Raw genomic sequence first — 14,422 nt, 5'->3', positions numbered from 1 at the left:
TATGACTACAACAACCGCATCAACTTCTACAAATACTGGCTTGTTCATTTCCTCCACCACCATCTCCGACATTGGCTACGTGCGCTCAGACAATCAGGATTCCTCCTTCGCTGGGCAGCATCTCATCGCCATGTGCGATGGCATGGGTGGCCACGCAGGCGGCGACACGGCTTCAACGATTGCTATTCGCTCCTTGGCTCACATTGAGCACGACGACCAGGGCGGCGATGTGCAGCGCCTCGCTCAGATGATGGAAACCTCCGTGATTGCGGCCCACGACGCGATTGTTGGCAAAGCCAACCGCGAGCACAGCTTGGCTGGCATGGGCACAACCGTTACAGCAGTGGCTCTTTCGGGCGGCTACTGGGTGCTGGCGCACATCGGAGATTCGCGCGCCTACCTTTTGCGCAAGGGCCAACTCCTGCGTATGACCCAAGACCATTCATACGTACAACACTTAATTAATACGGGCCGCATCTCGCCTGCCGAAGCCAAGAGCCACCCCCAGCGCAACGTCGTCATGCGGGTGTTGGGCGATTTCGACATCGACCCCCGCCCCGATATTGCCATTCGCAAGGCTGAGCCCGGCGACCGCTGGATGCTTTGCTCCGACGGCTTGTGCGGAGTGCTCGAAGACTCCACAATCGGCCAAACGCTGGCCTCTGTAGCCGATCAGGGCGAGTGCGCCCAGCAGTTGGTTACAATGGCACTCAAGGGTGGTTCCACCGACAATGTGACCGTCGTGGTAGGGGATGCCACTGACGCTCAAGATGCCTCGGCTCTAGAACTTCCCCAGCAGACTCCTCTCATCGGTGGCGCCGCTTCCTCCAACTTGGAAGCCCTTGCAGACATCGTGCACCAACCAGTAGCAGCAGCCCCCAAACTGCGCGAATCTTCAACCACTTCTCCGGCCAAGCGGGCCGCAGACTTGGCCCAGAGTATGCAGGATTCCGGCAGCGGTCAGCAGACAGCGCAGGCCGAAGCAGCAGATAAGGCAGGCGAATCTGAGGCAGTAGCAGCTGGCGAAGATGAACAGCGATTAGCCCAGCCTTCAAGTTCTCGCGAAGAAGCTGGCGAGCGCGATGTACCCGACACCGGCGAAATTCCAATCGTCCGTAAGAAAGACGGCTCTGCCACTGCAGACCCTTACGATCCAGACGTGGCCAAGGCCATCCGCCAAGAGCACGTGCAGCGACGCAAGCAGGAGCGAGCCCACAAGCATCACTTACGCCTAGCCGTAGTGAGCGCTATGGTGGCCGTGCTGGCAGTCTTGTGTGGCAGCAGCTATGGTGCTTACTACTGGAGCCAGCAGCAATATTATTTGGGCGAAGATCAGTCTGTAGTCACTATTTATCAGGGCGTGCCTACCAACGTCTTTGGCCTGAGCTTGTCGCATCCCATCGAGCACACCGACATCAAGGTGGGCAACCTACCGCAGTCTTGGCGAGACCAGCTACGCCAAGGCATCACGGTCTCCAACTACGACCAGGCCAAGGACCACGCCGATTTGATTGGGCAAGAGTCTCGGAGCCTGCCCAAAAACGGCGATTCCAAGAGCAGTAGCGAGTCAAGCAAGAGCGCCCAGCCCAGCAAGATGCCCGAGACCAGCAGCAGCCCCACCACTTCGCCTACAATGAGCGATTCGGCCCAGAATCCCAACGGTGCCCAAGCTAGCGCCAGCCCCGCTCCTCTGGCCGAGGGGGTGGATCAGCAACCATGATTCTTACCCGCTTACGTCGTATGGGATTACTGCTCTTGGCGCTGTTTATCGGCTTCATCGGTTTCTTCCAGATGTTTGCCCGCACCCGCGGTAGCATTCCCGCCGAATACGTGCTATTGCTAACCATCACAGCCCTACTCTTCATTGCGCTTTGGGTGGTTCTGGAAATTTACCAGCCCTATGCCAGCCAAGTAATTTTGCCTTGCTTGGTGATTTTGAGCTCGCTCGGTGTCACGATGATTGCCCGTATTGATATGCGCAACGCCAAGGTCGGTTCGCCCACGGCAGTAGGCGTCAACCAGCTTATTTGGCTCTGCCTGGCCTTGGTTTTATGCGGCGCGCTAGCCATTGCATTGAAGGACTACCGGGTCTTGCGCAAGTTCTCCTACGTAAGCATGGTGGTGGGCATCATTCTTCTCCTCTCCCCCATGATTCCGGGCTTTGGCCGCGAAATTGGCGGCGCGCGCATCTGGGTGGGCATCGGTTCCCACACCCTGCAGCCGGGCGAATTTGCCAAGCTCTTTCTCGCTTTCTTCTTCGCTGCATACCTCTTCGACCACCGCGATCAGCTGGCCGTAGCCGGCAAGAAATTCCTCGGTATGCGCATGCCTCGTATGAAGGATTTGGGGCCGATTATTGTAGTTTGGGCACTCTCGCTGGGCGTGCTAGTCATGCAGCACGACTTGGGCACCTCGCTCATGTTCTTCGCTATGTTCGTCTCCATGCTCTACGTGGCCACTGGCCGCAAGTCATGGATTGCTATCGGCGCAGTTTTCTTCATCGCTGGCGCAGTAGCTGCCACCTTCCTTTTCGCCCACGTAGGCGCCCGCGTCGATGCTTGGCTTCACCCCTTCAGCCCTGAGGAATACAACAAGGCTTTCGGCGGCTCCGGCCAGCTGGTACGCGGTATTTTCGGCCTCGCAACTGGTGGTCTGCTAGGCACCGGATTGGGGCAGGGCCACCCGTGGATTACCCCTCTGGCCAACTCCGATTTCATCTACTCGTCTGTGGGCGAGGAGCTCGGACTCACTGGTTTGCTCGTAGTCTTAGCTCTTTACTTGGTCATCGTCTCCGCGGGCATGGTCGTTGCTATGAAAATCCAAGACGGCTTCGGCAAGCTCCTCGCTTCCGGTTTAGTTTTCACTATGGCGTTCCAGGTCTTCACCGTAGTGGGCGGCATCACGCTCGTTATCCCTCTGACCGGTTTAACTATGCCATACATGGCAGCGGGCGGATCATCACTTATCGCTAACTGCCTCTTAGCTGTCTTGCTAATCGTCATCTCCAACGCTGCCAACCGACCCGCGCCAGAAGTTTCCTCGGACACCTTCCGCTATGAAGCGCTAGCTGTGTTGCGCGAGCATGAGATTGGGCAGCAGCGCGAAGAACAAGAGCTGAGCGAGGCTACTCCCCGCACTAGTGAAAACTCTTCAGCTCAGGAGGTTAGCTATGAATAAAGCGCTCCGTCAGCTATTTACTGCCGTTATTGCCCTCTTCGTTGTCCTAGGTCTTTCGTCTACTACGATCATGGGGATCCGAGCCAACGCGCTCAACAACGACCCCCGCAACACTCGCGCTCTTTATGCTGAATACGGCGCGCCTCGCGGCTCAATCCTAGCTTCCGATGGCACTATTTTGGCCCAATCAGACCCCATCAACGACACTTTCCAATATCAGCGCGCCTACACGTCCGGCCCCCTTTACGCTCCCGTAACCGGCTACTATTCAATTACCAACGGCAGCGACCGCGGCATAGAAAACTCGCGCAACCGCCTACTTTCGGGCCAAGCCGATAGTCTCTGGTTCGACAAGATCCGGGCTCTCTTTACCGGCGCACAAAACAAGGGTGCTTCCATCGAGACTTCGATCAGCCCCAAGCTTCAGGAGGCCGCTTACCAAGCCTTGGGCGGGCAGTCGGGCTCTGTAGTGGCGATTGAACCTTCGACCGGCCGAATCTTGGCTATGGTTTCCACGCCCTCTTACGACCCTAATACGCTGGCCACGCACGACACGAACGCAGCCGTCCAAGCCTATAACGACATTGCCCACCAAGAAGACAATCCCATGCTGAACCGTGCCACCTCCCAGCTCTACCCACCCGGGTCCACCTTCAAGGTCATTGTGGCAGCGGCAGCTCTAGAATCGGGTAAATACCACGCAGATTCGCAGATTCCCGCGGGCGCTGCATACACACTGCCGGGCACATCAGTTAACCTGACCAACGCCACGGCAGCAGGCAATGGCTACAGCGGCAAAATCGCCATGCAAGACGCGCTGGCCTACTCCTCCAACACGGCTTTTGCCCAACTCGGCGTGAGCTTAGGCGGCCAAAGCTTAGCTGACCAAGCCAAGAAGTTTGGCTACGGTTCAACGATTACCATCGATGGTACAGATTCAACCGGCCAGCCCATGAAGGCCACGGCTTCCAAGTTCCCTGCCGACGCCACGCCCGACAAGCTCGCCCAAGCCTCCATCGGCCAAGGCGACACCTTGAACACACCCCTGCAAAACGCAATGGTGGCGGCCGCGGTAGCCAACGGCGGTAAGCTCATGCAACCCACGCTGGTAGACCGCGTGCGCTCCTCTGACTTAAGCGTCTTAAGCGAAGCCTCGCCTTCCGTCTATTCCGAGCCTTTCTCCGAAGATACGGCCAAGGCGTTGACTGCGATGATGGAAGCAGTAGTCACCAAGGATTCGCCCAACTTACAGATTCCGGGGGCTCAGGTGGCCGCTAAGACCGGCACCGCGCAAATCGGCGTAGGCAACACTGCCAACGACGGCTGGACCATCGGTTTCGCACCGGCCCAGCAGCCCAAGATTGCAGTAGCCGTAGTAGTCCATTCCACCAATACGTTCGGCGCTGCCTCAGCCGGGCCTATTATGAAGCGAGTCATGCAGGAGGCGCTCAAATGAAACTGATTGAAGGACAGCTCGTTCACGGACGTTACCGTTTGGACCAGCGCCTAGCTCAGGGCGGCATGGGCGAAGTTTGGAAGGGCTTCGACATTCAGCTCAGCCGCGTGGTAGCCATTAAGGCCCTGCGTCCAGACCTAACCAACGAAGAGTCACGCATCCAACGCTTGCGGTCCGAGGCCCACAATTCCGCTAATTTGGCCCACCCTAACATCGCGGCGCTCTTTGGCTACTATGAACACGACGGCATCGGCTTCATCATCATGGAATACGTGCCTTCAGAGTCACTAGCCGACGTATACAAGCGCCAAGGAACTCTCGACCCCACCGAGCTTCTGCCCATTTTGATTCAGACCGCCCGCGGCTTGTTTGTGGCCCACTCACACGGAGTAATTCATCGCGACGTAAAGCCTGCAAACATTATGGTTTCTCAGACCAGCGAGGTGAAAATTACCGATTTCGGCGTCTCCTACTCTACGAACCAGGGCCAAATCACCCAAGATGGCATGGTAGTCGGCACGGCTCAATACATTTCACCCGAGCAAGCGCAAGGTTTGAAAGCTACTCCGCAGTCTGATATTTACTCGCTAGGAGTCGTGGCTTACGAAGGCCTGTGCGGGCACCGGCCCTTTACCGGCGCTACGGCCGTCGATATTGCCGCCGCCCATGTCAACGACCCTGTACCGCCGCTTCCGGACTCGGTAGACACGCAGCTTTCGCAGTTTGTGATGTCGATGCTAGCTAAAGAGCCAGCTGACCGCCCGGCAGACGCACTCGTGGTTTCTAGGACTTTAGCTAAGATTGAGCAGCGGATACTCAACCGACAATTGGCCGAGACCCAGTTGCTTGATCAACGCAAGCCCTTACCTCGGCGAGTGACTAGTGAGCCCCATAAGCCCACGCTTCCACCCGCTAGGCCAGCTTTGGTTTACCACCCAGCAAGCGTAACCAATTCGGCAATAACGAACCTGATTACCGGAATTAATGCAAGAGCACGAATCGTAACCGACAATCCTCGGACAGCAAACGGAGGGGATTCCCTATGAGCATCGCACTACCAGCTTCCCTAGCGAACGGACGCTATGAGATTGGCCAGCTCATTGGCCGCGGCGGCATGGCCGAGGTGCACACTGCCCTCGACACCCGCCTAGGGCGCACTGTTGCCGTGAAAATTATGCGTTCGGATTTAACCAACGATGAGATCTTCCTCAGCCGCTTCCGCCGCGAAGCACACTCGGTGGCGCAGCTAAACAACCCCAACATCGTATCTATTTACGACTCGGGCGAGGAAGTGCTCACCGATGAAGCCGGCAACCAGGAACGCGTACCCTATTTGGTGATGGAATACGTGAAGGGCCAGACCTTGCGTGCCATCATTAAGGCCAACGGCGCCCTGAGCCAGCGCGATGCCGAGCAGGTGATGATTGGGGTCTTGAACGCCCTAGAATACTCCCACCACATGGGCATCATCCACCGCGACATCAAGCCCGGCAATATTATGATTTCCGAGCAGGGCATCGTCAAGGTCATGGACTTTGGAATTGCCCGCGCGCTCGACGACTCGGCCGCTACTATGACTCAGTCGCAGGGAGTTGTGGGTACCGCCCAGTATTTGAGCCCTGAGCAGGCCCGCGGCGAGAACGTCGATATGCGTTCCGACCTGTATTCGGCAGGCTGTGTGCTCTACGAAATGCTGACCGGGCGTGCCCCCTTCAACGGGGATTCGGCCGTTGCTATCGCCTACCAGCACGTCTCCGAAGTTGCGACTCCGCCCTCGGCTATTGTGCCCGGACTGCCCAAGATGTGGGACTCGATTTGCGCTAAGGCTATGGCCAAGGACCGCCAGAACCGCTATGCGACGGCGACCGAGTTCAAGAACGACATCATGGCCTTCATGAATGGCGGAACCCCCGTGGCTGCTGCCTTCAACCCGCTTACGGACTTGGCAAATATGCGCGCACGCAAGGCTGCCGAACAGGAGGCCGCTACTTCCACGCTCTCGCCCATTGACGAGGCAACAGCAGCGACTCAAGCCTTCGCCCCACTGAGTGAAAGCGGCCAACAGCTGGCCGGAGTAGCTGCACAAACCGCTACCCAAGCCCGCACCCGCAAAGCTGAGCAAGATGCTAAAAAACGCAAGAAGAAGATTGTTATCTCCTCCATTGCCTCGGCCCTAGTGCTGATTTTAGTGGCCTTGGGCGCTTGGTCCTATCTCAACCGAGACAAACGCGACATGGCTGCGGTGCCGGAGATTAACGCGCAGATGTCGAAGCTGCTGGCCAAAGAGAAGATTACTGCCGCTGGCTTCCAGTATGCGGAAGAGTCCGACCCTGATTCGGCTGAGCCTGAGGGCACTTTCACCAAGCAGAGCCCCAAGGCCGGTTCCAAGGTCAAGAAGGGCTCCACAGTCACGGTTTGGTTCTCTTCGGGCCCGCAGTCTACCAAGATTCCAGATGTGAAGAACCTCACCCAAGAGGACGCTCGCAACAAACTCGAGAAGGCAGGCTTTAAAGTAAGCCCGTCTGCTTCAATCGAGGACGCGGGAGACGTGGATAAGAACCGCGTAACCCGCACGGATCCGGCCAGCGGTCAGTCCGCTCCCAAGGGTTCCAGCATCTTGCTTTACATTTCTTCGGGCATGACCAAGGTGCCGGATGTGGCTAACAAGAAGCAAGACGATGCACGCAACATGCTTCAGCGCTTCACCGTTACCATCCAAAAGCAGCATTCCGACACGGTGGCCAAAGATATGGTCATCTCTTCGGACCCAGCTGCGGGCACGTCAATTGCTCAAGGCTCGATGATTACGCTGACCGTCTCTGACGGCATGAGCTTGAAAGATGTAACCGGAAAGACGCTGAGCGACGCTAAGAGCCTGCTGGGCGGAGTTAAGATTACGGTCAACGGCCCCTCCGATGACAACTCGGTAGTGACCGGCCAAGATCCCAAGCCCGGCAGCACTATCGACAAGGACAAAGACACCGTTACCCTCACCACGAAAGAGGGAGCTGTAGCGGTGCCGACCGTAGAAGTGGGCAAAACCACCTTGGGCGAGTACCAACAGAAGCTATCTGCGGCTGGTTTGAGCATGAATGTTACCGGCCCAACTGATTCGAGCGCACTCGTGCAGTCGGCCAGCCCCCAGGGCAATGTGACTAAAGGCAGCATCATCAAGGTGATTACGGTCAATCCGTCGTCTGGCTCAGGCTCCAACCCAAGTCAGAACCAAAGTCCAAATCCAAACCCAAGTTCGGGCAGCTCGAATTAAAGGCTCCGGCTGGGTGGCGCAGGGCAGACAGCTTCGGCCTCAAGCTCGGCTCCACCCGGCCGGGAACTTTCCCAGACTCAGCCCAGAGCGTCTTTTCACCGCCTTGGCTTAGTATCTATGAGTTAACCGCTGTATACCTACGTACTTTTGACGTAAGAGGAGGATGGCATGTGCGGCATTATCGCATTTAGCGACCGCGAAATCCTGGATAAGGACGTTACCATCCAGGCCATGATGAAGATGATTCAGCATCGCGGCCCCAACGAAGAAGGCTCCGGCTTCTACACAAACGAGCAGGTGGCCCTAGGATTCCGCCGCCTCTCTGTAATCGATTTGAAGTCGGGCAAGCAGCCGATTTTTAACGAAGACGGCTCCGTCGTTATCACCTTTAACGGCGAGATTTACAACTTCCAGACCCTGCGCAAGCAGCTGGTCGACGCTGGCTACAAGTTCAAAACTAAGGTAGACACCGAAGTGCTCCTCCACGGCTACGAAGAGTGGGGCATGGATGGGCTTTTGAAGCGCGTGCGAGGCATGTTTGCCTTCCTCATTTGGGATGACAATACCAAAACCCTGCTGGGTGCCCGCGATTTCTTCGGCATCAAGCCGCTCTACTACTACCGCGAGGGTTCCACCTTCATTGTGGGCTCCGAAATTAAGGCCTTCTTTAAGGAACCGCATTTCAAGCGCGAGCTCAACGAAGCCGCCGTCAAGCCCTTCTTAATGAACCAATACAACGATCTCAATGAGACCTTCTTCAAGGGCGTCTACCGCTTCCCGGCTGGGCACTGGTTCGAGCTTCAAGGCGATGATTTCCAGATTCACCAGTATTGGGATGCCCAGTATGAGGTGAATTACCAACGCTCTGAGGCCGAAACTGAGGAGTTGATTGACCGCGCTGTGCAGGAGTCAGTCGAGCTCCACACCGTCTCCGACGTGCCGGTGGGCTCCTTCCTGTCTGAGGGCGTGGATTCCTCGTACGTCACCTCGCTCCTGCGGCCGCAAGAGGTCTTCACCGTAAACTTCGACGAAGGCCCCTACGATGAAGTTGGCCCAGCCCAAGCCTTGGCAGACCATGAGGGACTTCACTTCAACAAGGCCACCGTCTCGGCAGACGAAGCCTTCCGCGACTTCGCCGAGATGCAATACCACTTGGACGAGCCTGATGCCAATCCTTCAGTAATTCCCCTGTGGTACCTGTGCCGATTGGCCCGCCAGAAGGTAACGGTGGTGCTCTCCGGCGAGGGCGCAGACGAGCTCTTTGCTGGCTATATTAACTACGGCGACCACTCCGGCAACGGCTTCATTCGGGCGTTGGCAGACGGCTTGGGCAAACTGCCCGCAGGTATGCGCCACGGCATCGGCCACGCGCTGGCTAAAATGCCTAACTTCCCGGGCAAAACCCAGCTCTACACGCACACCGCGGACCCAGCTGAGTACTACACCGGTCAGGCCTACGCCTACGACACGGTTCAGCCCACGATGTTTACCTCCGGCCAGGCCAACAACCTCTTGCAGCCCCAGTACCGCAACGATTTGACGGTCAACAGCATCTATCAGGAAGACTTCGCGAAGGTCAAGGGCGCCGAAGATGTAAAGCAGATGCAATACATCGACCTCCACCACTTCATGCTCAACGACATCTTGCAAAAGGCCGACAAGATTTCGATGGCTCATTCGCTGGAAGTGCGCGTGCCCTACTTGGACCGCGAAGTGGCTGAGCTGGCCAATTCCATCCCCTCGCGCATGCTCTTTAACCGTCACAATTCCAAGGCTATCTTCCGCAAGGCAGCCCGCCGCCACCTGCCCGACGAGTGGGCTAAGCGCCCCAAGCTGGGCTTCCCGGTGCCGATTAAGTCTTGGCTCCAGCAGGAGCAGTATTACAAGCAGGTGCGCGCTCTCTTCGAGGAGGAGTGGGTTTCCAATATCTTCGACCAGACCCTCATCTTGCGCTTGCTCGACAACAATTACGAGGGCCGCATTGACGGGCGTCGGCAGGTGTGGAACATCTTCACTTTCCTCACTTGGTACAAGATCTACTTTGTGAACTTTGACCAAGCAGTGAGCCAGTATGAGCATTTGCAGCCAGATGTGCAGGCGTTCGTAGACGAAGGCAAGCTGGCTTAGGCTAAAGATCAAACCGCCGTTAAGGCACCCAGCAGGCTCTCTGCGAGGCTTGCTTTCAAATACGTAAAGGGGCCAGGAGATTGTCTCCCGGCCCCTTTTGGGCGCTTATAGACCGCTTTTTGACCTATTGCCAGCCAGCGGCACGTTTGCTAGACGGTTGGATAGTTGGAAATCGCCCGCATGAAGGGCACATGCGCCGCCATCCAGGGGAAGACCCACTCGAACATCACACTGCAAGCTATGAGTGCCAGCAGCAGTATCAGCACCACCCGCACCGGCTTAATGCCGGACTGGTGGCGGGTGAGCCAGCCGTAGAAGCTCAAGTAGGGCTTGGGCTCGCGGCCATCGGAAATGGCCTGCAACTTGGGGTAGCGCCAGGCTACGAACGCTGCCAGATAGATGATGATGTAAGCAAAGAGCAAGAGAGTCATCGTCGGCAGCAGGGAGCCCACCTTGACCAAAGGCGAAGGCTTACGCTCGTTTACGAAGGTCACGCCATCGTTGTTTTTAGCGGCCAGCTCTTGGGGCACACCGTCGGAGACCTTGGCCCAGTAGCTGAATTCGCCCCAGCTAATCCAGCGGTGGGCTGCGGAAGCATACTTGGGCTCGCAAGTAGTGAGCGTAATCATCGGCTTGGTTGCAGCACTCTCGGGCTCCTGCGGGTTAGGCGCAATCACCGACACATCTGAGGGGTCCACGATTTTGTGGGAAGTGTAGTGGTACACATACCAGTAGTCTTGCGTGCGCACAATGATGGGGTCGCCATCTTGGAGCTTGTCCACATTTGAGAGCGGTTCACCGTAGCCCGCTCGGTGGCCGGCGAGCGCAAAGTTGCCTATCTGCGCCGGCATCTGACTCTGCGAATAGTGGCCAATACCGCCGTATGCCAGCAAATCAGCAGACGTACCCTCTACTACGTTGCGCTCCCAAGTGGCGCCGAAGCGTGGCACATACAGCTGGGCCACGAGATCACCCCGGCTGGCTGACTGAGGCTGGATGGGTACGTCGCCCTCCTGTTTGGGAGCTACTTTCTCTTCCCCGCCCTTGGATCCAGCGGGTGCTGACCAAGAAGAGGTCTGCTTCGTTTCCATCTGCGCATGCTGGGCTTGCACTCCGGTCCACCACAGTTGCCAGACCACGTAGAGCGCACAAAGCAAGGCTAGCGTGGCGAGAATTTCGCCCACAATGCCAGCCACTCGCGATACGCCACCCTGCCGGCGGCCATGGTTGGTCTCCGGCGAGACGTGTTTACTCGTTTCCGACAGGTTCTCGTTCATTGCTGCGCTTTCTCATCGACGGTCGCATATTGGAGCGGCTGGAGCATGGAGGTCGCCTGCGGGAACTCGAGTTTATCCGAGCGCTCCAGCTTCCACCCTAATCCCAAAGTGGCTACATACTCCTTGTATATCCTCACCGAAGGCGAGTCATCCAAGGCAGCAGTCATCTTATTAACTGGTCCAATAGCTGCAATAGTAAAAGGCGGAGAGTACTTTCGCCCGTGAAGCAGGAGCACGTTACCCACGCAACGCACCGCGGTAGTAGGCAAGACGCGCTGGTCTTGGATCTGCATAGACTCGGCCCCGCCAGCCCATAAAGCATTGACCACGCTCTCCACATCTTGCTGGTGAATCACGTAATCGTTGATGTTGGCAGTGGTACCGGTTGCGTCCACTTTCTGCTGCCAGAGAGGCGAATCGTTGAGCGTCACGCTCACGCCGGGGCCTCGTACCGCTTTGAGCACAGTGCCTGAGCCTGCGTCTTCACTCACTTTTGAAACGTCTTGATTGTTAGTGAAGTTTTTGAGTGAATCTATTTGCGTACTCATCTGGTTGATTTCCCGACGCAGCTCGCGCACCTTGCTTTCGCGCTCTTCCAACAGTCCGGTGGTATCTGAGGTGGTGGTCACGGTGCGGTTCACGCGCACGTTGATGGCCAGCATATAGCCCATCAAAGCAAGTATGAGAGCCACGCTGACCGTGCCAAGGACCGAACTGCGGGCGCCATGCTTGGCTCGCGGTTTGGCACTTGGCTTGCCCTTACCCTTCGGCTTTGCCCCCACCATGCGGTTCCCTTCTTCCGCTTGCGATATAGTTACTTTCGAGTGTAACCGGTACTATGTCTTTATAGACTATTGAAGGAGAATATTCTCATGGCAGAGCGCGAAGTCCACGAAGGCGGCGTGTCCGAGGACGGTGAGCTCAGCGAGGTGCAGGGGGCTGCTTCTGAGGCTGGGGAGCTGAAGACGGCGAATGCGAAGGCTGAGTCGATTGAGTCGGAAAAGGTTTCGGAAGAAGCCAAGGAATCTGAGGATTCTGCCGATTCGGACGAAGAGTATGGCATTTCGATGGACAAGGTCGAGGCCATTTTGAATCAAGATGTGGATACGAAGCACATGACCCCTCAGATGCGGCGTATTGTGCAGCGCCAGGCGGAGAACACCAAGCGCGTTGAGGAAACCATTAAGGGCACCAAGGCTAACCCGCGTTGGTTCGTGCCGCTCCTCCTTACGCTGATGATTCTGGGCCTGATTTGGATTGTGGTCTACTACTTGGCTGCCACCATGGGCCACACGAGCTTCCCCATTCCTAACATCGGCCAGTGGAACCTGCTAGTTGGCTTCGGCATCTTGCTGGTTGGCTTCTTTATGACGATGTGGTGGCGGTAACAGCGGGCTTCTAGGCCTCGCCGGTTACTTTCTTTGTCGTATCAACAGACCCCGTGCAGTAGCGGGGTCTGTTTTTGTATGCCCTCGGCTATGCGGAGTATGCGGGATACGCGGGATATGCGGGAAGCGGGATACGCGAGGCCGGTGCTTCGTGCAGCCGTTCGGTGCTCAGTGGCCGAAATGTGCGCACTTTCGCTCCCAAACGCGAACTTTCGGCCATTAAATCGGCAATTATGGCACATTTTTGCGCATTTCTTCGCCAGAACGCGAACTTTCGGCCACTGACACTTTTCAGCACGGCCGCATAGTGGACGAGACACGGTTTTGCACAGACATAGTTGTGCACAGATACGGTTTGCGACGGCCCGTTGGAGCGTGTGCACAGTGCATCATGGGCACGGTTCGGCACAAACATGGTCCTGCACCGGTAGTTTCGCCTGATTGTGAACCTGCCTTCTGCTTGTGCACAACTTGGGCCGTTACCTGACTCAGCGGAGTGGCTTGTTGGCGGGGCTGAAGAGACTTATCCACAGTTGTGCACTGCTTATCCTCTACTTATCCACACTTTTACCCACAGTTGTGGATAGCTTACAAGCGTGTAATTCGCAAGATGTGCACAGGGGCTCAAAGCGGCTCAGAATGGCAGATTTACACCACTCAACGGGTTCTGTCCGAAGCAGAAGATGGCGAGCACTAGCAAGATAACCCCTATAACTAGTCCACTTATCCACATTCTGGCCGTCAGAGTTTTCCCCCGTAGGAAACCGAGGCCGGAAATGAGCATAAGGGTGAGGAGTCCGCCGGTCACAAAACCGCCGACGTGGTCCTGCCAGGCAATGCCGGAGACGAAGAAGGGCATGGCTAAGTTGATGCCTACGAACACGAGCATGGAGCGAATATCGGTGCCCGAGCGCTTGTAGACCACCAGCACCGCGCCGAAGAGGCCGAAAATAGCGCCCGATGCGCCAACGGCGGAGACCATCCAGCCCTGAGGTTGAATCACGGCAGCGACGAGCATACCAACGCTGCCGCCAATGCCGCTGAGCATGTAGAGCGCCAGGTAGCGCCAGTGGCCCAGCATCCGCTCCAAAACTGGCCCCACGGCCCAGAGCGTGAGCATGTTGAAGAGCACGTGGGTCACATTGGTGGCGTGGAGGAACATGGAGCTGACGAACATCCACGGGCGGTGGCTGGCCAGCGCGGGAATGAAGGCGCCGTTGCTGAGCATGCGCGCGTAGAAGGCCGGGTTGAGGTAGTAGCCGTAGAGTTCGAGCAGCCACACGGCTACGCAGATAACGGTGATGGCAGCCGTGATGACCGGGCCGCCGTCTTGCCAGTAGAAGCGCAGGTGGGATTTGAAGCGACTGGGGCGCTGGGGACCGCGCGGATCCGGGGAGTTCTGCGGCTCCGGACCACCAAAGGGATAATACTGGGCCTGATAGCCCTGCGCCTGCTGCCCGTACTGAGGCTGCTGGTACTGGGGCTGGGGCTGCTGCGGATTGGGCGTTGAAGAAGAGCCATCATAAGTCATGCCCCCATCCTACCGGTCAGCCCCCAACCGCGCTCCCCCTACCCCGCCAAGCAAAAGGCCACCGGTCTTTACTGAACCGATGGCCTGACTGCACATTTAACAGAGGACGAACAATGAACGCCCTATCAGTAGGAAGTCCAAAGAAGCGTCAAAGTACAATACCCGCTTAAAGCGCTTCTCAGTGGACTGACTCCCCAC

Annotated in this window: 9 protein-coding genes and 1 pseudogene; 7 read left to right on the top strand and 3 right to left on the bottom strand. The window is 57.1% G+C overall.

Annotation, left to right across the window (positions count from 1 at the left end; all coding sequences use genetic code 11):
* The first annotated feature begins 1 nt into the window (after position 1).
* From R8377_RS00300 to asnB, 6 genes and pseudogenes are all read left to right on the top strand, one after another.
* Complete coding sequence (locus R8377_RS00300; RefSeq protein ID WP_317642980.1) at positions 2 to 1,720, top strand: PP2C family protein-serine/threonine phosphatase; 1,719 nt, start codon at positions 2 to 4, stop codon at positions 1,718 to 1,720.
* Positions 1,717 to 3,177 (top strand): FtsW/RodA/SpoVE family cell cycle protein, encoded by a 1,461-nt coding sequence (locus tag R8377_RS00295; RefSeq protein ID WP_317642979.1) that lies wholly within the window; start codon positions 1,717 to 1,719, stop codon positions 3,175 to 3,177. Before R8377_RS00300 ends, R8377_RS00295 begins: the two co-directional genes overlap by 4 nt.
* Entirely contained in the window at positions 3,170 to 4,633 is a 1,464-nt protein-coding gene (locus R8377_RS00290) for a peptidoglycan D,D-transpeptidase FtsI family protein (protein WP_317642978.1), read from the top strand. Before R8377_RS00295 ends, R8377_RS00290 begins: the two co-directional genes overlap by 8 nt.
* On the top strand, positions 4,630 to 5,679 hold the full coding sequence (locus R8377_RS00285) for a serine/threonine-protein kinase (protein WP_317642977.1): 1,050 nt from the start codon (positions 4,630 to 4,632) through the stop codon (positions 5,677 to 5,679). Before R8377_RS00290 ends, R8377_RS00285 begins: the two co-directional genes overlap by 4 nt.
* Positions 5,676 to 7,643, top strand: a pseudogene (gene pknB / locus R8377_RS00280) (Stk1 family PASTA domain-containing Ser/Thr kinase); the annotation flags it as partial. The gene R8377_RS00285 and the pseudogene pknB, both read left to right, overlap by 4 nt.
* 426 nt (positions 7,644 to 8,069) lie before the next feature.
* Positions 8,070 to 10,028 (top strand): asparagine synthase (glutamine-hydrolyzing), encoded by a 1,959-nt coding sequence (gene asnB, locus R8377_RS00275; protein WP_317642975.1) that lies wholly within the window; start codon positions 8,070 to 8,072, stop codon positions 10,026 to 10,028.
* 149 nt (positions 10,029 to 10,177) lie between these two features.
* Here asnB and R8377_RS00270 read toward each other — a convergent pair whose 3' ends face one another.
* On the bottom strand, positions 10,178 to 11,305 hold the full coding sequence (locus tag R8377_RS00270) for a class E sortase (protein ID WP_317642974.1): 1,128 nt from the start codon (positions 11,303 to 11,305) through the stop codon (positions 10,178 to 10,180).
* A complete protein-coding gene (locus R8377_RS00265; protein ID WP_317642973.1) occupies positions 11,302 to 12,090 on the bottom strand; it encodes a DUF881 domain-containing protein in 789 nt (262 codons plus the stop codon). Before R8377_RS00265 ends, R8377_RS00270 begins: the two co-directional genes overlap by 4 nt.
* A gap of 87 nt (positions 12,091 to 12,177) precedes the next feature.
* Here R8377_RS00265 and crgA point away from each other — a divergent pair, with 87 nt between their 5' ends.
* The gene (crgA, locus tag R8377_RS00260) at positions 12,178 to 12,693 is read left to right on the top strand and encodes a cell division protein CrgA (RefSeq protein WP_317642972.1); all 516 of its coding nucleotides are present in this window, start codon (positions 12,178 to 12,180) and stop codon (positions 12,691 to 12,693) included.
* Positions 12,694 to 13,327: 634 nt separating this feature from the next.
* Here the strand turns inward: crgA and R8377_RS00255 are convergent.
* Complete coding sequence (locus tag R8377_RS00255; RefSeq protein WP_317642971.1) at positions 13,328 to 14,224, bottom strand: rhomboid family intramembrane serine protease; 897 nt, start codon at positions 14,222 to 14,224, stop codon at positions 13,328 to 13,330.
* Positions 14,225 to 14,422 lie beyond the last annotated feature (198 nt).

The organism is Bombiscardovia apis, assembly GCF_033095945.1.
GTDB lineage: Bacteria > Actinomycetota > Actinomycetes > Actinomycetales > Bifidobacteriaceae > Bombiscardovia > Bombiscardovia apis.
The sequence above is the reverse complement of the archived record's forward strand: the minus strand, read 5'-3'. Positions and strand labels throughout refer to the sequence as shown.